Origin of the sequence: Streptomyces hygroscopicus, from assembly GCF_026168105.1 — a bacterium.
Classification (GTDB): Bacteria; Actinomycetota; Actinomycetes; order Streptomycetales; family Streptomycetaceae; genus Streptomyces; species Streptomyces hygroscopicus_D.
The window spans coordinates 66,720-87,128 of the sequence record NZ_LBMW01000019.1; the positions used below are offsets into that span (position 1 = coordinate 66,720).

The 20,409-nt window shown below is 70.7% G+C and carries 19 protein-coding genes; 8 read left to right on the plus strand and 11 right to left on the minus strand.

The genetic code is table 11. From position 1 onward, the window contains the following. Window positions 1-49: 49 nt before the first annotated feature. The gene (locus tag AAW14_RS19650; RefSeq protein WP_265565190.1) at window positions 50-1,063 is read right to left on the minus strand and encodes a LacI family DNA-binding transcriptional regulator; all 1,014 of its coding nucleotides are present in this window, start codon (window positions 1,061-1,063) and stop codon (window positions 50-52) included. 110 nt (window positions 1,064-1,173) lie between these two features. Between AAW14_RS19650 and AAW14_RS19655 the strand changes: the two genes are divergently transcribed. Continuing rightward, window positions 1,174-2,328 carry a Gfo/Idh/MocA family protein gene (locus AAW14_RS19655; protein ID WP_265565191.1) on the plus strand — a complete coding sequence of 385 codons (1,155 nt, stop codon included), beginning with the start codon at window positions 1,174-1,176 and terminating at the stop codon, window positions 2,326-2,328. Between the two features lie 121 nt (window positions 2,329-2,449). Here AAW14_RS19655 and AAW14_RS19660 read toward each other — a convergent pair whose 3' ends face one another. The 8 genes from AAW14_RS19660 to iolC all read right to left on the minus strand — a co-directional run bounded on the left by AAW14_RS19660 (window position 2,450) and on the right by iolC (window position 11,410). Next, window positions 2,450-3,373: a hypothetical protein gene (locus AAW14_RS19660; protein ID WP_265565192.1), complete on the minus strand. Its 924-nt coding sequence runs from the start codon at window positions 3,371-3,373 to the stop codon at window positions 2,450-2,452. Further along, window positions 3,370-3,699: a hypothetical protein gene (locus AAW14_RS19665; RefSeq protein ID WP_265565193.1), complete on the minus strand. Its 330-nt coding sequence runs from the start codon at window positions 3,697-3,699 to the stop codon at window positions 3,370-3,372. The genes AAW14_RS19660 and AAW14_RS19665 overlap by 4 nt, the downstream gene beginning before the upstream one ends. A 511-nt stretch (window positions 3,700-4,210) precedes the next feature. Continuing rightward, the gene (locus tag AAW14_RS19670; RefSeq protein WP_416223338.1) at window positions 4,211-5,011 is read right to left on the minus strand and encodes a GntR family transcriptional regulator; all 801 of its coding nucleotides are present in this window, start codon (window positions 5,009-5,011) and stop codon (window positions 4,211-4,213) included. An 84-nt stretch (window positions 5,012-5,095) separates the two neighbouring features. After that, the gene (locus AAW14_RS19675) at window positions 5,096-6,589 is read right to left on the minus strand and encodes a CoA-acylating methylmalonate-semialdehyde dehydrogenase (RefSeq protein WP_265565195.1); all 1,494 of its coding nucleotides are present in this window, start codon (window positions 6,587-6,589) and stop codon (window positions 5,096-5,098) included. A gap of 28 nt (window positions 6,590-6,617) precedes the next feature. After that, window positions 6,618-8,492 (minus strand): 3D-(3,5/4)-trihydroxycyclohexane-1,2-dione acylhydrolase (decyclizing), encoded by a 1,875-nt coding sequence (gene iolD, locus AAW14_RS19680; protein WP_265565196.1) that lies wholly within the window; start codon window positions 8,490-8,492, stop codon window positions 6,618-6,620. A gap of 36 nt (window positions 8,493-8,528) precedes the next feature. Continuing rightward, entirely contained in the window at window positions 8,529-9,434 is a 906-nt protein-coding gene (iolB, locus tag AAW14_RS19685; protein WP_265565197.1) for a 5-deoxy-glucuronate isomerase, read from the minus strand. A 60-nt stretch (window positions 9,435-9,494) separates the two neighbouring features. Then, complete coding sequence (locus AAW14_RS19690) at window positions 9,495-10,373, minus strand: deoxyribose-phosphate aldolase (protein WP_265565198.1); 879 nt, start codon at window positions 10,371-10,373, stop codon at window positions 9,495-9,497. Between the two features lie 56 nt (window positions 10,374-10,429). Beyond that, window positions 10,430-11,410: a 5-dehydro-2-deoxygluconokinase gene (iolC, locus tag AAW14_RS19695; RefSeq protein WP_265565199.1), complete on the minus strand. Its 981-nt coding sequence runs from the start codon at window positions 11,408-11,410 to the stop codon at window positions 10,430-10,432. A 315-nt stretch (window positions 11,411-11,725) separates the two neighbouring features. On the opposite strand from iolC, the gene AAW14_RS19700 reads away from it, so the two are divergent. The 5 genes from AAW14_RS19700 to AAW14_RS19720 are packed head-to-tail and all read left to right on the plus strand — an operon-like array spanning window position 11,726 to window position 16,682. Beyond that, the gene (locus AAW14_RS19700; RefSeq protein ID WP_265565200.1) at window positions 11,726-12,748 is read left to right on the plus strand and encodes a sugar ABC transporter substrate-binding protein; all 1,023 of its coding nucleotides are present in this window, start codon (window positions 11,726-11,728) and stop codon (window positions 12,746-12,748) included. Beyond that, window positions 12,748-13,824 (plus strand): ABC transporter permease, encoded by a 1,077-nt coding sequence (locus tag AAW14_RS19705; RefSeq protein WP_265565201.1) that lies wholly within the window; start codon window positions 12,748-12,750, stop codon window positions 13,822-13,824. Before AAW14_RS19700 ends, AAW14_RS19705 begins: the two co-directional genes overlap by 1 nt. Window positions 13,825-13,829: 5 nt before the next feature. After that, window positions 13,830-14,732 (plus strand): ATP-binding cassette domain-containing protein, encoded by a 903-nt coding sequence (locus AAW14_RS19710; protein ID WP_265565202.1) that lies wholly within the window; start codon window positions 13,830-13,832, stop codon window positions 14,730-14,732. A 1-nt stretch (window position 14,733) separates the two neighbouring features. Continuing rightward, window positions 14,734-15,636, plus strand: a complete 903-nt coding sequence (locus tag AAW14_RS19715; RefSeq protein WP_265565203.1) for a sugar phosphate isomerase/epimerase family protein — start codon at window positions 14,734-14,736, stop codon at window positions 15,634-15,636. Between the two features lie 26 nt (window positions 15,637-15,662). Then, on the plus strand, window positions 15,663-16,682 hold the full coding sequence (locus tag AAW14_RS19720) for a Gfo/Idh/MocA family protein (RefSeq protein ID WP_265565204.1): 1,020 nt from the start codon (window positions 15,663-15,665) through the stop codon (window positions 16,680-16,682). 144 nt (window positions 16,683-16,826) lie between these two features. On the opposite strand, the gene AAW14_RS19725 is transcribed toward AAW14_RS19720, so the two are convergent. Together AAW14_RS19725 and AAW14_RS19730 are read right to left on the minus strand one after the other, a co-directional pair. Beyond that, complete coding sequence (locus tag AAW14_RS19725; protein WP_265565205.1) at window positions 16,827-17,819, minus strand: DUF1648 domain-containing protein; 993 nt, start codon at window positions 17,817-17,819, stop codon at window positions 16,827-16,829. Further along, window positions 17,816-18,163: a GntR family transcriptional regulator gene (locus tag AAW14_RS19730; RefSeq protein ID WP_265565206.1), complete on the minus strand. Its 348-nt coding sequence runs from the start codon at window positions 18,161-18,163 to the stop codon at window positions 17,816-17,818. The genes AAW14_RS19725 and AAW14_RS19730 overlap by 4 nt, the downstream gene beginning before the upstream one ends. Window positions 18,164-18,271: 108 nt before the next feature. Here AAW14_RS19730 and AAW14_RS19735 point away from each other — a divergent pair, with 108 nt between their 5' ends. Then, window positions 18,272-19,105, plus strand: coding sequence for a M55 family metallopeptidase (locus AAW14_RS19735; RefSeq protein ID WP_265565207.1), 834 nt, complete (start codon window positions 18,272-18,274; stop codon window positions 19,103-19,105). Then, on the plus strand, window positions 19,098-20,402 hold the full coding sequence (locus tag AAW14_RS19740) for a M20/M25/M40 family metallo-hydrolase (RefSeq protein ID WP_265565208.1): 1,305 nt from the start codon (window positions 19,098-19,100) through the stop codon (window positions 20,400-20,402). The genes AAW14_RS19735 and AAW14_RS19740 overlap by 8 nt, the downstream gene beginning before the upstream one ends. The last annotated feature ends 7 nt before the right edge of the window (window positions 20,403-20,409 follow it).

Genomic DNA, 20,409 nt, shown 5'->3' on the forward strand with positions numbered 1-20,409 from the left:
TCAGTTGGTCGACTTGTCGACTTCCCGTCGTGGCATCCGCGGGTGCTTCTCAAGCGCCTCCTGCCCGGCGTGGTGCCGCCGTCGTCCCCCTCACCTCAAGTGCCGGTGCCGTCAGCAGGAGTTCCGCGGGCCGGGTGGGGTCGGCGATGCGGTCGAGGAGGCACTGCGCGGCGCGGCGGCCGACGTCGTGGCCGGCGTTGTCCACCGTGGTGAGCCACAAGTGACGCAACCGCGAGAGATAGGTGTTGTCGTAGCCGACGAGGGAGAGGTCGCGCGGCACCTGAAGGCCGAGTTCCTCGGCCGCCGACAGGGCGCCGACGCACGCAATGTCGTTGAACGCGAAGATGGCGGTGGGGCGTTCGGGGGTGCTGAGGAGACGGACCGTGGCCCGGTAGCCGCCCTCCTCCGTCAGGTCGCCCTGTTCCACGATCGCGGTGTCCGTGAGGCCGTGCTCGCGCATCACGGTCTCGAAGCTGCGCCGGCGCAGTTCGCCGACCACGCCCTGCCCGGCGATGTGCGCGATGCGCCGGTGGCCGACGGCGATGAGGTGCTCGGTGGCCAGGCGGGCGCCGCGCTCGTCGTCGTTCGCGACGATGTCGACGGCCGGCAGCACCGGTTCGCGGGCCCCCGCGACGACCGTGGGGATCCGGGCGGCGGCGGTGCGCAGCGCCCCGGAGGGCGGTAGCGTGCCGACGGCGATCAGCCCGTCGACCCGCAGGTCCGTGAAGGTGCGGGTGAGGTCCTCGCCCAGGTGCCGGTTGAGCCGGCCGTCGGCCAGCAGCATGTGCAGGCCGGAGTCGTGCAGACGGGAGTTCAGACCGTCGAGCAGCTCCACGAACCATGGGTTGCGCATGTCGTTCAGCAGGACGCCGACGGTACGGCTGCGGCGCTCGCTGAGGCTGCGCGCCGCTGCGTTGGGTCGGTAGCCCAGCTCCTCGACGGCGGCCAGCACGGCCTGCCGCTTCTCGGGGCGCACCTGGTCCGAGCCGCGGAGCACCAGGGAGACCAGCGATTTCGACACTCCGGCCCGTTCGGCCACATCACGGATCGTCGGTGGTCTCATGGATGGACCGTTCCATAGGGTCAGTGCCCCTGTCAAAGGGATTGACAAGTGCTCCAATGGGCCACAATGTGAGCCACGCACATTCTGGACCGGTCCAAAGAGGGGCAGTCATGGTGAGTACGCTCGGCGTCGCCGTCGTGGGATTCGGCTGGATGGGACGAGTGCACACCCAGGCCTACGTCCGTCTGCCCCATCACTTCCCGCAGCTGCCCGTACGGCCCGAGTTGGTCGCCGTCGCCGACGAGGTGCCCGGCCGTGCCGCGGAGGCCGCCGGGCAGTACGGCTTCGCGACCGCGGTCCGCGACTGGCGCGAGATCGCCGCCGACCCCCGGGTACGGGCGGTGAGCATCGCCGCCCCGAACTTCCTGCACCGCGAGATCGGCGTCGCCATGGCCGAGGCGGGTAAGCACATCTGGATCGAGAAGCCCGTCGGGCTGACCGCCGAGGACGCCCGCGCGGTCGCCGGAGCCGTCGCCGAGGCCGGGGTCCAGGGCACCGTCGGCTTCAACTACCGCAACGCCCCGGCCGTCGCCGCCGCCCGCAAGCTGATCGCCTCCGGCGGGATCGGCACCGTCACCCATGTCCGCATTCGGCTCTTCAGCGACTACGCGGCCCACCCCGAGGGCGCCCTGACATGGCGCTACGAGCGCGAGCGCGGCGGCGGCGGAGTCCTTGGCGACCTCGCCTCGCACGGGGTGGACCTGGCCCGCTTCCTGCTCGGCGAGATCGAGTCGCTGACCGCCGACACCGCCGTCTTCATCCCCGAGCGGGCCCGCCCCTCCGGTGCCACCGCGGGTCACAGCCGCGCGACGGGCGGTGAGCCGGGCCCAGTGGAGAACGAGGACTACGTCAACTGCCTGCTGCGCTTCGTCTCCGGCGCCCGCGGTGTCCTGGAGGCCTGCCGGGTCTCCGTCGGCGAGCAGAACACCTACGGCTTCGAGGTCCACGGCACCGAGGGAGCGCTCTTCTGGGACTTCCGGCGCATGGGCGAACTCGGCGTCAGCCGCGGCACGGCCTACCAGGACCAGCCCGTCAGCACCCTCTACGTGGGCCCCGGCCACGGTGAGTACGGTGCCTTCCAGCCCGGTGCGGCCAACAGCATGGGCTACGACGACCTGAAGGTCATCGAGGCGTACCACTTCCTGCGCTCCGTCGTCGAGGGCGCGCCGTACGGCGCCACCGTCGACGACGCCGTGCACAGCGCCGCCGCGCTGGACGCCATGAGCCGTTCGGCGCAGCGACGCGCATGGGTGGACCTCGGGTGAGCACCGTACGATCCTGCCCAGGCTGCCGAACTCCCCGGCCACACGTGCGCAACGCTCTCGTCCGGCAACGGGAGCGGCGCCGGTGCGGCACCCCCATGAGGCATCCTCGCTTCGGCGGCGGTCAGTTCGGCAACGCCGGGCACTCCTTGGCGTCGAGGAGACTCCGGAGGAGCGACGTGGGTTTGCCGACGCCCACGGCGGCCTCCGCCGAGACGTTCGCCACGTCCCGGGCCCGGAACCTGTCCCCGTTTCCGCCGTAGATCACCAGGTACCCGCGGCTGTCATGGCACTGCACGTACACGGTGCTGCCGGCCCTGACGTACACCCCCTTGGACTGCTCCTCCCTGGCCTGGTGGTAGAGGTCGTACACAGGCGCGTCCTCGAGCACCGTGCCCGCCACGTAGGCCCTCCGCGCGAACGGCCCGGTCGGCAGTGCCGAGGGCGTGGGCGCCGGGTACATCACGTACCAACGGTCGTTGCGCGCCGGCCGTGGCCGCGGATCCTGGCCGGTCAGGCCGCAGACCGCTGCACACGACGTGACCGGTGTGAATGGCGGCCCGCCCCGGCCGGTGCCGTCCGGCATGACGACGCGGGTCCACAACAAGGCGCAGACGATCAGGCCGAGGAGGCAGAAGAACGCCTGCCTGTATCTGCCGGCATCCCTCTTCCGCTTGACTTCGGCGCGGCACTCCTTGATCCACTCCTCCGGACGTCCCGCCGCCCAGGCACCGGCCTCCCAGGTCTTGCAGTACCACTCGGCGGAGTAGGTGTGCTCGACCACGCCCACAAGGGCGGTGTACACGTCGAGGACACGCGCCAGATCCGGGTATCCCTCCGCGCCGGTGAGCAGCCGCGACAACTGGCCGTTGTTGCTGACCGCCCGGACCCGTAGCTGCTCATACGTCAGCCCGCTCTCGGCGTACGCCGCACGGAGGGGAACGAGCCACTCCCGGTGCTCCGGGGTCGTCTCCTCGCAGATCGGGCTCAGCGGCCTGCCGCGGCGCTTGGGAGCCTCCCCGCAGCCCGGGGTTTCCCCAATGGTCATGCTGCCGGCCTCTCCTCGTCCTCGTCGTCCTCGGCGCCCCCGCCGTCCGCGGGCTCGGCGTCGTCCGTGTCGTCGGTGTCGTTCGCCGTGGCGATCTCGGTCTCCGCCTTGCGGTCCTCGGCAGGCACAAGCGCCTGCGGGCGGGAGCCGCGGCCGCGGGCGGGGCCCTCCATGGCCTGCATGAGCTGGGTCACGCCCACCACGATCGCCAGGACGAGACTGCCAATGGCGTTGGCCGGCTGTCCCAGGCAGAGCATGGTGATCGCGAGACCGGTGAACGAGATCAGGGCAGTCAGCGCGAGTATGAATCGGGCACCGGGCGTCACGGCGTCCTCCGTCGTGGTCCTGATTGATGTTCTTGTCCGGAAGCGGCTGACCCCCGGCCTTGGCCGTGGCCGGTGCGGGAGTTGGTCATCCAGCGAGGGTCGTCCACTGGAAAGGATGCTGTGAGCGCAGATGTCCGGGAAGACCCGAAGTGCGGTATGAGTCAGGCCTTGATCACCGCTGGTCACCGTTCTGGCTGTTCAGGGGCCCTTTACCGCATTGTTCCGAATCCAGCCTTGCGTTCGGGCGCCGAGCGACCGTCAATAGTGAGGAGGTGCTGCTCACGGCGGCACAGGGCGCTGCCATCACCGGCGCCCGTCGTGTCCTTCTTGTCCGGAAGTCCACGGCATTGATGACCCCCTCGTTTGGCCGCGAGGGGGTCCGCCCGTTTCCGGGTCTCGTCATTCGTTGCCGGACGTGCGCAACGCGCGTGTCGGCTCCTGATGAGCGGCGCCGGGACGTCGGCCGTGGTGGGGAGCCGTCGTGCCGTCAGCCGGGAGCCGTCGGCATCCGTCAGGCGCGCACCAGGAGTTGGAAGTCGAAGGCGTAGCGGGAGGCGCGGTAGATGTGGGCGCCGTACTCGACGGCGCGGCCGGTGTCGTCGTAGGCCGTGCGCTGCATGGTGAGCAGGGCGGCGCCCCCGGGCTCGTCCAGGAGCCGTGCCTCCTCGGGGGTGGCGGACCGCGCGCCCACGGTCTGCCGGGCGCTGTGCAGCGTGATGCCCGCGCTCCGCATCATCCGGTAAAGACCCGTCGACTCGAGTCTCCCGGTGTCGAGGTCCAGCCGGCTCACCGCCACGTAGTTGGACAGGAACGCCATCGGCTGGCCATGGGAGAGGCGAAGGCGCTCCAGGTGGTGCACCTCACTGCCCTCGGCGATCCCCAGGGCGGCCGCCACCTCGGCAGACGCCTGCTCCACCGCGTTGCTCACCACCCTGGTCGCGGGCTTCTGGCCGGCTGCCTCCAGGTCGTCGTACAGACTGCTGAGCTCCAGCGGGCGTTTGACCTGGCTGTGCACCACCTGGGTGCCCACGCCCCGGCGGCGGACCAGCAGCCCCTTGTCCACCAGGGACTGGATGGCCTGGCGGACCGTGGGGCGGGACAGGCCGAGCCGCCCGGCGAGCTCGATCTCGTTGCCCAGCAGAGCGCCCGGGCGCAGCTCGCCGTGCTCGATCGCCGCCTCCAACTGCTGCGCCAGCTGGTAGTAGAGCGGGACCGGGCTGCTGCGGTCGAGGGCGAAGGCGGGGGCCCCGGCGGAGGAAGCGGTCACTGGGGGAGAGTATGCCGACGACCGGTTGACGGGAACCCTTGTCATCACGTTGTCCTGACAAGTTGTCATGAAGAGGAAGCGGCCGGGCGGAAGGGCACCCGCCCCTGCCCGCACCGGCCGCGGCGTTCCTCAGGAGTGGCTGGGGAACCCGAGGTTGATACCGCCGTCGGCCGGGTCCGGCCAGCGCGTCGTGATCACCTTGCCCTGGGTGTAGAAGGCGATGCCGTCGTTGCCGTAGATGTGCAGGTCACCGAAGAGCGAGTCCTTCCAGCCCCCGAAGGAGTGGTAGCCGACGGGCACGGGAATGGGCACGTTGACACCGACCATGCCCGCCTTGACCTCCAGCTGGAAGCGGCGCGCGGCGCCGCCGTCCCGCGTGAAGACGGCCGTGCCGTTGCCCCAACGGGAGCTGTTGATCAGCTTGATGGCGTCGTCGTAGGTGTCGGCGCGCACCACGCACAGCACGGGGCCGAAGATCTCGTCCCGGTACGCGTCGGCGGTCACCGGCACCTTGTCGAGCAGCGAGACGCCGATGAAGAAGCCGTCCTCGTGGCCGGCCACCGAGTAGCCCGTGCCGTCGACGACGACTTCGGCCCCCTGCCCCGCCGCGCTCGTCACGTACGAGGCCACCTTGTCGCGGTGCTCGCGCGTGATCAGCGGACCCATGTCCGACGCGGGGTCATTGCCGGGGCCGATACGGAGGTTCTTCGCCCGTTCGGCGATCTTCCCCACCAGTTCGTCGCCCGTGTCGCCGACGGCGACGACCACCGACACCGCCATGCAGCGCTCGCCGGCCGAGCCGTACGCGGCGTTGATCGCCTGGTCCGCGGCGAAGTCCAGGTCCGCGTCCGGCAGGACCAGCATGTGGTTCTTGGCGCCGCCCAGCGCCTGGACCCGCTTGTCGTGCTCGACCGCCTTGAGCTGGATGTACTTGGCGATCGGAGTGGAACCGACGAAGGAGACCGCCGCGACGTCCGGATGCTCAAGAAGCCGGTCGACGGCCGCCTTGTCACCCTGCACGACGTTCAGCACACCGTCCGGCAGGCCGGCCTCGGTGGCCAGCTCGGCCAGCCGGAAGGAGGCCGACGGGTCCTTCTCGCTCGGCTTGAGCACGAAGGTGTTGCCGCACGCGATGGCGAGCGGGAACATCCACATCGGCACCATGGCCGGGAAGTTGAACGGAGTGATGCCGGCGACCACACCGAGCGGCTGCCGGATCGAGGCCACGTCGACGCGGGTGGAGACCTGGGTGGACAGCTCGCCCTTCAGCTTCTCGGAGATGCCGCAGGCCAGCTCCACGATCTCCAGACCGCGCGCGACCTCGCCGAGCGCATCGGAGTGGACCTTGCCGTGCTCGGCGCTGATCAGCTCGGCGATCTCGTCACGGTGCGCGTCCAGCAGCTCGCGGAACTTGAACAGGATCGCCGTGCGCCTCGCGAGCGAGGACTCGCTCCAGCTTTCGAAGGCGGACCTGGCGTCGGCGACGGCGGCGTCGACCTCGTCGACCGTGGCGAAGGCGACCTGCTTCTCCTGAACGCCGGTGGCCGGGTCGTAGACCGGGCCGAAGCGCCCCGAGGCGCCCTCGACGGGCTTGCCGCCGATCCAGTGGCGGATGGTCTTCATGGTGCGGGGGACCTTTCGTGAGCGGGGGTCAGAGGTGACGCCGGCGGCCGGCGACATGGAGGTCGTACCTCCGACGGGCGGTCAGGGCGGCCTCGCGGGAGGCGACTTCGGCGACGGGCACGTCCCACCACGCCTCGGCACCGGGAGCGGTGGGCGTCGGATCGGTCTCGACGTACACACAGGTGGGCCGGTCCGAGGCGCGCGCCGCCGTGAGAGCCTCCCGCAGCTCCCGTACGGTCTTGGCGCGCAGGACTTCCATGCCGAGGCTGGCGGCGTTGGCGGCCAGGTCCACGGGGAGCGGAGCCCCGGTGAAGGTTCCGTCGGCGGCGCGGAAACGGTAGGCGGTGCCGAACCGCTCACCGCCGGTCTCCTCGGACAGGCCGCCGATGGAGGCGTAGCCGTGGTTCTGGATCAGGACCAGGTTGACCGGCAGCCCTTCCTGGACCGCGGTGACGATCTCGGTGGGCATCATCAAGTACGTGCCGTCGCCGACCAGCGACCACACCGGCGTGCCCGGCGCGGCCTGCTGCACGCCGATGCCGGCCGGGATCTCGTAACCCATGCAGGAGTAGCCGTACTCCAGGTGGTACTGGCGCGGTGAGCGGGCCCGCCACAGCTTGTGCAGATCGCCGGGGAGCGAGCCGGCCGCGTTGATCACCACGTCGTCGTCGCCCACGACGGAGTCCAGGGCGCCGAGCACCTGGGTCTGGGTCGGCACCGCGTTCTCGTCGTCCGCGCGGCAGGCGGCCTCGACGATCTGCTCCCAGCGTTCCTTGCCCGCCCGGTACTCGGCCTCGTACGCCTCGCTCACCCGGTGGCCCAACAGGCCTTCGGCCAGCGCCTCGAGACCGGACCGCGCGTCGGCCACCAGGGTGCGGGCGGCGAGCTTGTGGGCGTCGAAGGCGGTGATGTTGAGGTTGACGAAGCGCACATCGGGGTTCTGGAACAGGGTGTTCGAGGCGGTGGTGAAGTCGCTGTAGCGGGTGCCGACGCCGATGACCAGGTCGGCGGCGCGGGCGATGTCGTCACAGACGGCGGTGCCCGTGTGGCCGATGCCTCCGAGGTCCGCGGGGTGGTCGTGGCGCAGTGAGCCCTTGCCGGCCTGGGTGGAGGCGACCGGGATGCCGGTGGCGTCGACCAGGGCCCTCAACGCGCCCTCCGCCTCGCTGTGGTGGACGCCGCCGCCCGCCACGATCAGCGGACGCTCGGCGGCGCGGACGGCACGTACCGCCTCGGCGAGCTCGACCGGGTCGGGCGCGGGGCGGCGCACACGCCAGACGCGGTCGGCGAAGAACTCCTCCGGCCAGTCGTACGCCTCCGCCTGCACGTCCTGCGGCAGGGCGAGGGTGACCGCGCCGGTCTCGGCCGGATCGGTGAGCACCCGCATCGCGTTCAGTGCGGACGGGACCAACATCTCCGGACGCGTGATCCGGTCGAAGGAGCGGGAGACCGGGCGCAGCGTGTCGTTGACGGACACGTCGGCCTCGACCGGGTGCTCGAGCTGCTGCAGCAGCGGGTCGGCGGGACGCGTGGCGAAGTAGTCGCCCGGCAGGAGCAGGACCGGCAGTCTGTTGATCGTGGCCAGCGCGGCGCCGGTGACCAGGTTGGTGGCGCCGGGGCCGATGGAGGTGGTGACCGCCTGCGCGGACAGCCGGTTCAGCTGGCGGGCGTAGCCGACGGCCGCGTGCACCATCGCCTGCTCGTTGCGGCCCTGATGGAAGGGCATCGTGTCCTCGCCGGCTTCCAGCAGCGCCTGGCCGAGGCCGGCGACATTGCCGTGGCCGAAGATGCCCCAGGTGCCGGCGATCAGCCGGTGGCGCACGCCGTCGCGCTCCGTGTACTGCGCGGACAGGAACTGCACCAGCGCCTGGGCGACGGTCAGGCGGCGGACGGACTGGCTCATCGGGACCTCACTGGGACGGGTTCTCTCGCGGGGGCTTCACTGGGCGGGGGCGGTGTACAGGGGGAGCCGGGGGTCGACCGGTTGCGCGGGCCAGGTGCCCCGGATCCACGCATGGTCGGGGTGGTCGCAGATCAGCCAGGCTCGGTCCGGGCCGGGACCCGCCATGACGTTGAGGTAGTACATGTCGTGGCCGGGCACGGCCATGGAGGGCCCGTGCCAGCCGTCCGGAATGAGGACGACGTCGCCGTCGCGCACCTCGGCCAGCACGTCCGTGCCGCTCCCGTGGCCGGAGGGGGAGACCCGCTGGTAGCCGAGTCCCGGCGTGCCCTCGTGGGCGGCGAACTCGAAGTAGTAGATCTCCTCCAGCACGGACTCCTCGCCGGGCCGGTGCTCGTCGTGCTTGTGCGGCGGGAAGGAGGACCAGTTGCCGGCCGGCGTGATCACTTCGACGGCGATGAGCCTGTCGCAGTCGAAGCCGTATCCGTCACCGCTTCCGGCGGGGGCTGCGGCAGCGAAGTTGTTGACCTGCCGGGAGCAGTTGCCGGTGCCGCGCAGTTCGACCGGGACGGACGAGGCGGGCCCGTAGCGTGCGGGCAGCCGGCGCTCGCAGCGGGCACCGGTGAGGGCGAAGCGGCCGCCGTCGCGGGAGGCGATCGAGACCCGGGTGTCGCGCGGCACGTAAGCGAAGTCGCTGACGCCGCTGAAGACGCTCGCGCGCCCGTGCAGCCGGAAGGTGGCGCCGCCGACGGCGACGGTGCAGGAGCCCGACAGGGGGAGCACGATCCACTCGCTGTCGGCGGTGTCGAAGCCGTGCCGGCCGCCGGACGGCAGTTCGAGCACCTTGAGGCCGGAGTAACCCCAGCCGGCCGACTCGGGGGTGACGTCGACCGCGTAGGCGTCCGCGGTGGCCCTGCCCGCGGGAAGGTGGTGCGTGGTGGTCATGATGCCCTTCTTGGTGGCGGTGTCACTCCGTGGCTGAGTCACGGCAGGTGTGCGGCGGTGTCACAACAGGCCGACCGCCGTGTCCACCGCGGTCTCCACACTGCCCTCGGCGGGGTACAGCAGGGACCGGCCGACGACCATGCCCTGGACGGTCGGCAGGCGCAGTGCCTTGCGCCATCTCTCGTACGCGCCCTCCTGGTCCTTGCCGACCTCGCCGCCGAGGAGCACGGCGGGCAGCGTGGAGGCCTCCAGCGCCTCGGCCATGTCGTCGGGGTCGTCGGTGACGGGGAGCTTGAGCCAGGAGTAGGCGGAGGTGCCGCCGAGGCCCGAGGCGATGGCGATGGACCGGGTGACGGCCTCGGCGCTCAGGTCGTTGCACACCCTGCCGTCGATCCGCCGCGATATGAACGGTTCGACGAACAGCGGCAGTCTCCGCGCGGCCATGTCGTCGATGGCACGCGCCGTGGACTCCAGGGTGCGCAGTGAGCCGGGGTCGTCGTAGTCGATGCGCAGCAGCAGTTTCCCGGCGTCGAAGCGGAGCCGTTCGATGTCCTCGGCGCGGTGCCCGGTGAAGCGGTCGTCCATCTCGAAGGACGCGCCCGTGAGTCCGCCCCGGTTCATGGAGCCCATGACGACCTTGTCGTCCAGAACGCCGAGCAGCAGCAGGTCCTCGAGGATGTCGGCGGTGGCCAGCACTCCGTCCACACCGGGCCGGGACAGCGCGACGCACAGGCGCTCCAGCAGATCGGCGCGGTTGGCCATGGCCAGGCGGCGGTCGCCGACACCGAGGGCGCCACGGGCCGGGTGATCGGCGGCCACGATCATGAGGCGACCGCTGTCGCCGATCAGCGGGCGGCGGGCACGCCGGGCCGCGGCTTCGGCCACGGCCTCGGGATGCCGGGCGCGCACCGTGGCGAGGTCGGGGATGCTGATGCTCAAGACAGGCTCCGTTCAGGGGTGGCGGTGGTCCGCCGCGAGAGACCTCGGCGCGGCGGTCAGCCGCGGGCGAGGAGGCCGGCGACCTCCGGCTCGGTCGGCATCGCGGAGGAGCAGGCGAGACGGGAGGCGACGAGCGCTCCGGCGGCGTTGGCGTACCGCATGGTCTTCTCCAACGGCCATGCGGAGAGCAGTCCGTGGCAGAGCGAGCCGCCGAAGGCGTCCCCGGCGCCCAGCCCGTTGACGACCTCCACGGGTAGGGGCGGTACCTCGGCCGTCGTACCGTCGCGGTGCACCGCGAGCACGCCCTTGGGGCCCTGCTTGACCACCGCGAGCTCCACGCCCGCGTCCAGCAGTGCCTCGGCGCAGGCCATCGGTTCGCGTACACCGGTGGCGACCTCGCACTCGTCGAGGTTGCCCACGGCCACGGTGGCGTGGCGCAGGGCCTCGGCGTAGTAGGGGCGGGCGGCCTCCGGCCCGCCGCGGGAGCCGCTGGGGTCCTCGCTCCAGAACATGGGCCGCCAGTCGAGGTCGAAGACGGTGGTGCCGCCCTTGTCGCGTGCCTTGAGGGCGGCGAGCGTGGCCGAGCGGCTCGGCTCCTCGCTCAGGCCGGTGCCGGTGATCCAGAAGACGCGGGCGGAGCGGACCGCGAAGAAGTCCAGCTCGTCGGTGTGGATCTCGAGGTCGGGGGCCTTGGGGCGGCGGTAGAAGTAGAGGGGGAAGTCGTCCGGCGGGAAGATCTCGCAGAAGGTCACCGGAGTCGGATACGCGTCCACCGGCGTGACGAACCGGTCGTCGACACCGAACTCCTTGAGCGCCTGGTGCAGATAGGCGCCGAAGGGGTCGTTCCCGGTCCGGGTGATCACCGCGGTGGTGCGGCCCAGGCGCGCGGCGGCCACCGCGACGTTCGCGGCCGAGCCGCCGAGGAACTTTCCGAAGGACTCGACCTGGGGAAGCGGAACACCGGTCTGCAGGGGGTAGAGATCGACCCCGATGCGGCCCATGGTGATGAGATCGAAGCACTCGGCGGGCTCGGGCATTGCGCGTCGCTCCTCTGCGGGGGATACGGGCAGTCGGACGTCCGGAAGGCGGGGGATCCGGGCCCGGATGCCTCAAAGGTGTAGGCCGCGCGGCGAGTTTCTGTCAAGGGTTTGTACTTACATTCGGACCTGCTTCTGAAATGATGTCTTAACAAAGTATTGACAGGTGGGTGCGGCAGGGGTTTGTATCCCGTCCCAGCGAAACCGCCGGTTCTCCGGCACGACCCGGACGCCGTGTCCGGGCCCCGCGCGGGTCGCCCCGCCCGGTGTCGTCCCTCCCCTTTCCCCCCGGTCGCACAGTGAGGTGCAGGAAAGATGGATCGCACGTTCCACCCCCGCCGCTCCCGCAGAGTCGTCCCGCTCGTCGCGCTGGCCGCGGCCTCCGCCCTGCTCGTCGCCGGCTGTTCCAGCAGCTCGGGCGGGAAGAAGGCGCAGGAGAGCAACTCGGGCGTCGCCGCGGGCCAGGCCACCACTCCGCGTATGACGGTCGCGCTGGTCACCCACCAGGCGCCCGGCGACACCTTCTGGGACATCGTCCGCAAGGGAGCCGAGGCCGCCGCCGCCAAGGACAACATCAAGCTCGTCTACTCCAGCGACCCGAACGCGGGCAATCAGGCCAACCTGGTCCAGAACGCCCTCGACCAGAAGGTCGACGGCATCGCGATCACCCTCGCCAAGCCGGACGCCATGAAGGACGTCGTGAGCAAGGCGACCCAGGCGGGCATCCCTGTCGTCGGCCTCAACTCGGGCGTGAGCGACTGGAAGAAGCTGGGCCTGATGGAGTTCTTCGGGCAGGACGAGAGCGTGGCGGGAGAGGCGTTCGGCAAGAAGCTGAACGAGGTCGGCGCGAAGAACGTCGTCTGTGTGGTCCAGGAGCAGGGCAACATCGGGCTCACCCAGCGCTGCGACGGCGTGAAGAAGACGTTCGGCGGCAAGACCCAGACGCTCTATGTCAACGGCACCGACATGCCGTCCGTCAAGTCCACGATCACCGCCAAGCTCACGCAGGACAAGTCCATCGACTACGTCGTCACGCTCGGCGCGCCGTACGCCCTGACCGCGGTGCAGTCGGTGTCCGACGCGGGCAGCAAGGCCAAGATCGCCACCTTCGACCTCAACAAGGACCTGACCAGCGCCGTCAAGAAGGGCGACATCCAGTTCGCCGTCGACCAGCAGCCCTATCTGCAGGGTTACCTCGCGATCGACTCGCTGTGGCTCTACAAGAACAACGGCAACTACAGCGGCGGCGGTGAGCAGCCGGTACTGACCGGACCGGCCTTCGTCGACAAGTCGAACGTCGACACCATCGCCACGTTCGCCGCGAAGGGCACCAGGTGATGACCATGAGCCAGCAGGCTGCGCCGGCGGTGACCTCACCGCCGGCCTCCGGCCCCCGGCAGCGCGACGGCCGGACCGTGCAACGCCCCCTCGCGCTGCGGCTGCTCGCCCGGCCCGAGGTCGGTGTCTTCCTCGGCGCCGTCGCGGTGTTCGTCTTCTTCTTCGCCATGGCGCCGACGTTCCGCCAGGGCAGCTCGATGGCCACCATCCTCTACCAGTCGTCCACCATCGGGATCATGGCGCTGCCCGTGGCCCTGCTGATGATCGGCGGTGAGTTCGACCTGTCGGCCGGTGTCGCCGTGATCACCTCGGCGCTGACCGCCAGCATGGTCAGCTTCCAGCTGACCATGAACGTATGGGTGGGTGTGGTCGTCGCGCTCGTGGTGTCGCTCGCGATCGGGGCCTTCAACGGCTGGATGATGGTGCGCACCGGACTGCCCAGCTTCCTGGTCACCCTCGGCACGTTCCTCGGCCTGCAGGGCATCAACCTCGCGGTCACCAAGCTCATCACCGGCAACGTGGCGACCGACGACATCAGCGACATGGACGGGTTCAACCAGGCCAAGGCCCTCTTCTCGTCGTCGTTCACCGTCGGCGGCGTCCAGTTCAAGATCACCGTCCTGTGGTGGCTGCTCTTCGCGGCCCTGGCGACCTGGGTCCTGCTGCGCACCAAGTACGGCAACTGGATCTTCGCGGTCGGCGGCAACAAGGACAGCGCACGGGCCGTCGGCGTGCCCGTGAAGTTCACCAAGATCTCCCTGTTCATGCTGGTCGGCTTCGGCGCCTGGTTCGTCGGCATGCACCAGCTGTTCGCCTTCAACACCGTGCAGTCCGGCGAGGGCGTCGGGCAGGAGCTGATCTACATCGCCGCCGCGGTGATCGGCGGCTGTCTGCTGACCGGCGGCTACGGCTCCGCGATCGGCCCGGTCTTCGGTGCCTTCATGTTCGGCATGGTGAGCCAGGGCATCGTCTACGCCGGCTGGAACCCCGACTGGTTCAAGGCCTTCCTCGGCGTGATGCTCCTCGGCGCCACCCTCATCAATCTGTGGGTCCAGAAGTCTGCGACCCGGAGGTGACCACCATGACGACCGCTGACATCGGCAAGAACAACGGCCAGGTCGCCACGGACGACCAGGCACCCGTCGTCGAACTGCGCGGCACGGGCAAGTCGTACGGCAACATCCGCGCCCTGCACGGAGTCGACCTCGCCGTCCGCCCTGGACGGGTCACCTGCGTCCTGGGGGACAACGGCGCCGGCAAGTCCACGCTGATCAAGATCATTTCCGGGCTGCACCAGCACACCGAGGGCGAGTTCCTCGTCGACGGGGAACCGGTGCGCTTCAGCACCCCCCGCGAGGCCCTGGACCGCGGCATCGCCACCGTCTACCAGGACCTGGCCACCGTGCCGCTGATGCCGGTGTGGCGGAACTTCTTCCTGGGCTCCGAGATGACCAAGGGCCCCTGGCCCGTGCGCCGTCTGGACATCGCCAGGATGAAGAAGACCGCGGACGAGGAACTGCGCAACATGGGCATCGTTCTCGACGACCTCGAGCAGCCCATCGGCACCCTCTCCGGTGGCCAGCGCCAGTGCGTAGCCATCGCCCGCGCCGTCTACTTCGGCGCCCGCGTCCTCATCCTGGACGAGCCCACCGCGGCGCTCGGCGTCAAGCAGTCCGGTGTCGTCCTCAAGTACATCGCCGCCGCCCGTGAGCGCGGCCTCGGCGTCATCTTCATCACCCACAACCCCCACCACGCCTACATGGTCGGCGACCACTTCAGCGTGTTGCGCCTGGGCACCCTCGAGCTCAGCGCGTCGCGCGACGAGGTCAGCCTCGAAGAGCTGACCAACCACATGGCCGGCGGCGCCGAACTCGCCGCGCTCAAGCACGAGTTGGCGCAGGTCGGAGGCGTCGACGTCGAGGAGCTCCCCGAAGAGGCGGACCTCCAGGCCCCCGTGGCGGCATCTCCCGAAGGGAACTCCTGACATGACCCCTGCCCTGGACCGCATCCGGGTCGGCTCGGCCCCGGACTCCTGGGGCGTCTGGTTCCCGGACGACCCGCAACAGGTGCCCTGGGAACGCTTCCTGGACGAGGTCGCCGAGGCCGGCTACTCCTGGATCGAGCTCGGCCCCTACGGCTATCTGCCGGCCGATCCGGCGCGGCTGACCGAGGAGGTGAACAAGCGCGACCTGAAGGTGTCGGCCGGCACGGTCTTCACCTCGCTGCACCGCGGACCGGCCGTATGGGAGTCCACCTGGGAGCATGTGAGCCAGGTCGCCGCGCTCACCCAGGCCATGGGCGCACGGCATCTGGTGGTCATCCCCTCCTTCTGGCGGGACGACAAGACCGCCGAGATCATCGAGCCGTCGGAGCTCACAGGCGAGCAGTGGGCCCACCTCACCAAGGGCATGGAGCGGCTGGGCCACGAGGTGAGGGAGACCTACGGCCTCGACATCGTCGTCCACCCGCACGCCGACACCCACATCGACACCGAGGAGCATGTCGAGCGCTTCCTCGACTCGACCGACTCCGACCTCGTCAACCTCTGTCTGGACACCGGGCACTACGCCTACTGCGGCGGCGACAGCGTCAAGCTCATCGAGACGTACGGTGAGCGCATCGGCTATCTGCACCTCAAGCAGGTCGACCCGGAGATCCTCGCCGACGTCGTCGCGAACGGGGTGCCGTTCGGGCCCGCCGTGCAGCGCGGCGTGATGTGCGAACCCCCGGCCGGCGTGCCCGCGCTGGAGCCGGTCCTCGCCGCGGCCCAGGGGCTCGGCGTCGACCTGTTCGCCATCGTCGAGCAGGACATGTACCCCTGTGCGCCCGGCAAACCGCTGCCGATCGCCGTACGCACCCGTAAGTTCCTCCGCTCCTGCGGTGCCTGACCGACCCGAAGGGACGACCTACCACCATGACTCAGCGTGAAACGCTCGGAGTCGCCGTCATCGGGACCGGCCGGATGGGCGCCGACCATGTGCGCCGTATCGGCGAGGTGATCAGCGGGGCGCGGGTGGCCGCCGTCGTGGACGTTGACGCGGAACGTGCCAAGAATGTCGCGGCCGGCATCGAGGGCTGCGCCGCCCACACCGAACCGGCCGCCGCGATGGCCGCCGACGACGTCGACGCCGTACTGATCGCCTCTCCCGGCCCCGCACACGAGGCCGCCCTGCTGGCGGCCTTCGAGCGCGATCTGCCCGTGCTGTGCGAGAAGCCGCTCACCCCCGACGCGGCCTCCTCGCTCAGAATCCTCGAGGCCGAACAGAAGCTGGGGCACCGGCGCGTCCAGGTGGGCTTCATGCGCCGCTACGACGACGAGTACGTCAAGCTCAAGGCGCTGCTGGACACCGGCCGACTGGGACGTCCGCTGATGCTGCACAACCGGCACCGCAACGCCGGCAGCCCGCCCGGTTTCACCGAGGCCATGCTCATCAACGACTCCGTCGTGCACGAGATGGACGTGACGCGCTGGCTGCTGGACCAGGAGATCACGGCGGTGACGGTGCTGCGCCCGACGCCCTCGGACAACGCCCCAAAGGGCCTCGCGGACCCGCAGTTCGTCGTCTTCGAGACCGACGGCGGCGCCCTCGTCGACGTCGAGATCTTCGTCAACTGCGGGTTCGGCTACCAGGTCCAGGCCGAGGCGGTCTGCGAGCGCGGCACCGCCCGGATCGGCGAGGGGCACGCCATGGTGACCAACGAGGCGGGCCGCTGGGGCGGAACCATCGCCCAGGACTTCGTGGAGCGCTTCGCGGAGGCCTACGACCGGGAGGTGCAGGCCTGGGTGGACGCCACCCGGCGCGGCGAGGTCACCGGGCCGAGCGTCTGGGACGGCTATGCCGCGGCGGCCGTCTGCGAGGCGGCCGTCCGCGCCCAGCGGGACGGCCGCCGCACCGAAGTCGAACTGGTCGAGCGTCCCGCGCTCTACGGCTGACCCGCCGGCGGGGCGCGAGGCCGCCTTCGCCCAACTCCTCCGCGAACCGGGCTCGGCGGGCGTCGACGGCACCCGGGTGCGCCCTCCGCCGGAGTCCCGGTGGAGGGCGCTGGGGTTCGTGGCACCGGCGTGTGGCCGCCGTCCTCAGCCGGGCCTGTGCGCGTACAGTGCGTTGAGGAGCGCGGCGCCGCGCTCGGCGTCGTCCACACTGACGGCGAATTCCGCGCGCATGTCCCGGGCGCGGACGACCAGGCACTCTCCGCCGCGCACCATGACCGTGGTCCCGAGGCTGCTGAGCCGGTAACCCCAGCCGCCCGCCTGGGCAGGAGTACGCCTCTCCGCGCGCGCGGACTCGATGTCGCGGGCGGCCCAGCGCCGCACGGGCCAGCCGAGCGGGCCGAACGCCACCTCCAGGCCCTGCTCGGAGACGCGCGCCTGCACCGAGGCACAGCCGGCCGCCGCGAGCGAGACCAGCGCGAAGGGCACGAACAGCGACCACAACAGCCCGGGGGCGGCGAGGCCGCCGACGAGGGCGGCGCCGGCGGACACGGCCACGAGGCCGGTCACGGCCGCCAGTGCCTGGAACCAGGGGTTCGTGGCGCGGGAGAACCACACCAGGCGCTGGCCCTCGGGTATCGCCAGCGCCGGTTCCCGTCGGCCCCGCCCGACGGGGCGAGGAGTCGGCCGCCCCCGCGTGCCGAGCACCCATCCGCCGCCTCCGGCGACCGCGGCGGCAACGACCGCCACGACGACCCACACGGTCGGCAGACGTGCCTGATGCCAGTCGCCGTGGCCGAGGTTCGCCCGGACGGCGGAGATCTGTGCGCCTACGAGGAGGGTGCCGGAGAACAGCAGGGTGGTCACGGTCCAGGGTCGTGCCGCCGCTCCGGTCCGTCGCACCACCAGGGCCACCACCAGCGCCAGTACCAGCCAGATGAGCGCGGGGACAAGGGACGCGGCCCACAGGGGCATCGAGCCGTCCGGCGCGTCACTGCCGCTGCCCCAGTGGGTCGCGACACGATCCGGCAGCCGCCCGCTCGCGGCCCAGGGAAGCGCGGCGATCAGTCCCGCCGCACCCGCTGTCCAGATCGCGGTCCCCCAGTGCACGGCACGCTCGTGACTCGTGCGGTCGTTCACGGTATCCCCCTGATCATCTCTATGAGGTCGGTCCTGCTGTAGCCCAGGCGCGCCGCCTCGGCCATCAGCTCGAGCACGCGGTCCTGCAGCCCGGAGCGCTGGTCGGCGCCCTCGGCGACGGTCACCCCCCGGCCCCTGCGGAACTCCAGCAGGCCCTCGTCCCGGAGGCTGCGCAGGCCGCGCAGAACGGTGTTGACGTTGACGCCCAGCGCCTGCGAGAGATCGCGCGCCGATGGCAGGCGATCGCCCGGACGGCACTCTCCCTCGGCCACGGCACGCCTGATGGCCCCCGCGACCTGCTCGTGCAGGGGGCGGGTGTCCGCCTGGTTCAAACGCAGCAGCATGGTGCTACTGACACTATCACCATGCATTCGATCCTGGGGGCGACGGCACAGGGCCCAGGACCTCCGCTTCGTAGCCGGTTTCCTGTGCTGCGCGTAACCTGACGGAGCATGAAGATCCTCATCAGCGCCGACATGGAGGGCGCCACGGGTGTGACCTGGCCGGCCGACGTGCTGCCCGGGACGCCGCAGTGGGAGCGGTGCCGGGCGATGTTCACCTCGGACGTGAACGCCGCCGTACTGGGCTTCCTCGACGGAGGCGCCGACGAGGTGCTGATCAACGAGGCCCACTGGACCATGCGCAACCTGCTCCTGGAGCGGCTCGACGAGCGGGCGCAGATGCTGACGGGACGTCATAAGTCCCTGTCCATGGTGGAGGGCGTACAGCACGGGGACGTGGACGGCATCGCGTTCGTCGGCTACCACGCGGGAGCCGGTATGGAGGGAGTGCTGGCGCACACGTACCTCGCCAACTCCATCACGGGCGTCTGGGTCAACGACGTCCGCGCCAGCGAGGGACTGCTGAACGCGCACGTGGTCGCCGAGTACGGTGTGCCCGTGGTCCTCGTCACCGGTGACGACGTGGCCTGCGAGGACGCGCTCGGATACGCGCCCGAGGCGCTCAAGGTCGCCGTCAAGGACCATGTCTCGCGGTACGCGGCCGTGTGCCGGACCCCGGCCAGGACCGCCGCCGACATCCGCGCGGCGGCCAAGGAGGCGGCATCCCTGGCGGTGCGTCATGTGCCGGTCGTCGGCGGCCCGTTCACGCTGGCGCTGGAGTTCGACGCCGAGCACCTGGCGATGGCCGCCACCGTCGTGCCGGGCGTGGACCGAATCGGGGAGCGGAAGGTGGCGTACACGAGCGCGACCATGTACGAGGGCATCCGTACCTTCAAGGCGGTCACCACGATCGTCTCGGCCGCGGTGGAGGAGCAGTATGGCTGACGAGCAGGCACTCGACGAGGTCGTACGGTTCACGTCCGACCTCATCCGCATCGACACCACCAACCGTGGCGGCGGTGACTGCCAGGAGCGGCCGGCCGCCGAGTACGCGGCCGCGCGGCTGGCCGAGGCGGGCCTGGAGCCCACCCTGCTGGAGCGCACCCGGGGCCGGACGAACGTCGTCGCACGCATCGAGGGCACCGACCCCTCCGCCGACGCGCTGCTCGTCCACGGCCATCTCGACGTCGTGCCCGCCGCGGCCGGCGACTGGAGTGTGCACCCCTTCTCCGGCGAGATCCGCGACGGCGTCGTCTGGGGCCGGGGCGCGGTCGACATGAAGAACATGGACGCGATGATCCTGGCGGTCGTACGGCACTGGGCGCGCTCGGGCGCCCGACCGCGGCGCGACCTCGTCATCGCGTTCACCGCCGACGAGGAGGCGAGCGCCGAGGACGGCTCCGGCTTTCTCGCGGACCGGCATCCGGGCCTCTTCGAAGGGTGCACCGAAGGCGTCGGCGAATCAGGGGCGTTCACCTTCCACGACGGCACGGGCCGGCGGATCTACCCGATCGCGGCCGGCGAGAGGGGCACCGCCTGGCTCAAGCTCACCGCGCGCGGACGGGCGGGCCACGGCTCCAAGGTCAACCGCAGCAACGCGGTCACCCGGCTCGCCGCCGCCGTCGCCCGCATCGGCGCACACGAATGGCCGCTCCGGCTCACACCGACCGTACGGGCCGCGCTCACCGAACTGGCCGCCCTGTACGGCATCGAGACCGGCCTCGACGACGTCGACAGCCTCCTGAAGAAGCTCGGACCGGCCGCCGCGCTCGTCGAGCCGACCGTCCGGGGCAGCGCCAACCCGACCATGCTGAGCGCCGGTTACAAGGTCAACGTGATCCCGGGGGAGGCGGTCGCCTACGTCGACGGTCGCTATCTGCCCGGTGGCGAGGACGAGTTCCGCGCGACCCTCGACGCACTCGTCGGGCCCGACGTGGACTGGGAGTTCCACCACCGCGAGGTCGCCCTCCAGGCGCCGGTGGACTCGCCGACGTTCGCGCGGATGCGCGCGGCCGTCGAGGAGTTCGAGCCCGGAGGGCACGTGGTGCCGTACTGCATGTCGGGCGGCACGGACGCCAAGCAGTTCTCCCGCCTCGGTATCACCGGGTACGGGTTCGCGCCGCTGAAACTGCCGGAGGGCTTCGACTACCAGGCGCTCTTCCACGGCGTCGACGAGCGCGTTCCCGCAGAGGCGCTGCACTTCGGTGTCCGCGTCCTGGACCGCTTCCTGCGTACGGCGTAGGGGAGAA

What these genes read in the sequence shown, in the direction of transcription:
- AAW14_RS19650 (WP_265565190.1), bottom strand. Translation starts at nt 1,063, where the DNA reads ATGAGACCACCGACGATCCGTGATGTGGCCGAACGGGCCGGAGTGTCG.
- AAW14_RS19730 (WP_265565206.1), bottom strand. Translation starts at nt 18,163, where the DNA reads ATGCTGCTGCGTTTGAACCAGGCGGACACCCGCCCCCTGCACGAGCAG.
- AAW14_RS19655 (WP_265565191.1), top strand. Translation starts at nt 1,174, where the DNA reads ATGGTGAGTACGCTCGGCGTCGCCGTCGTGGGATTCGGCTGGATGGGA.
- iolD (WP_265565196.1), bottom strand. Translation starts at nt 8,492, where the DNA reads ATGAGCCAGTCCGTCCGCCGCCTGACCGTCGCCCAGGCGCTGGTGCAG.
- AAW14_RS19735 (WP_265565207.1), top strand. Translation starts at nt 18,272, where the DNA reads ATGAAGATCCTCATCAGCGCCGACATGGAGGGCGCCACGGGTGTGACC.
- AAW14_RS19670 (WP_416223338.1), bottom strand. Translation starts at nt 5,011, where the DNA reads ATGACAAGGGTTCCCGTCAACCGGTCGTCGGCATACTCTCCCCCAGTG.
- AAW14_RS19740 (WP_265565208.1), top strand. Translation starts at nt 19,098, where the DNA reads ATGGCTGACGAGCAGGCACTCGACGAGGTCGTACGGTTCACGTCCGAC.
- iolC (WP_265565199.1), bottom strand. Translation starts at nt 11,410, where the DNA reads ATGCCCGAGCCCGCCGAGTGCTTCGATCTCATCACCATGGGCCGCATC.
- AAW14_RS19715 (WP_265565203.1), top strand. Translation starts at nt 14,734, where the DNA reads ATGACCCCTGCCCTGGACCGCATCCGGGTCGGCTCGGCCCCGGACTCC.
- AAW14_RS19720 (WP_265565204.1), top strand. Translation starts at nt 15,663, where the DNA reads ATGACTCAGCGTGAAACGCTCGGAGTCGCCGTCATCGGGACCGGCCGG.
- AAW14_RS19710 (WP_265565202.1), top strand. Translation starts at nt 13,830, where the DNA reads ATGACGACCGCTGACATCGGCAAGAACAACGGCCAGGTCGCCACGGAC.
- AAW14_RS19675 (WP_265565195.1), bottom strand. Translation starts at nt 6,589, where the DNA reads ATGAAGACCATCCGCCACTGGATCGGCGGCAAGCCCGTCGAGGGCGCC.
- AAW14_RS19700 (WP_265565200.1), top strand. Translation starts at nt 11,726, where the DNA reads ATGGATCGCACGTTCCACCCCCGCCGCTCCCGCAGAGTCGTCCCGCTC.
- AAW14_RS19705 (WP_265565201.1), top strand. Translation starts at nt 12,748, where the DNA reads ATGACCATGAGCCAGCAGGCTGCGCCGGCGGTGACCTCACCGCCGGCC.
- AAW14_RS19660 (WP_265565192.1), bottom strand. Translation starts at nt 3,373, where the DNA reads ATGACCATTGGGGAAACCCCGGGCTGCGGGGAGGCTCCCAAGCGCCGC.
- iolB (WP_265565197.1), bottom strand. Translation starts at nt 9,434, where the DNA reads ATGACCACCACGCACCACCTTCCCGCGGGCAGGGCCACCGCGGACGCC.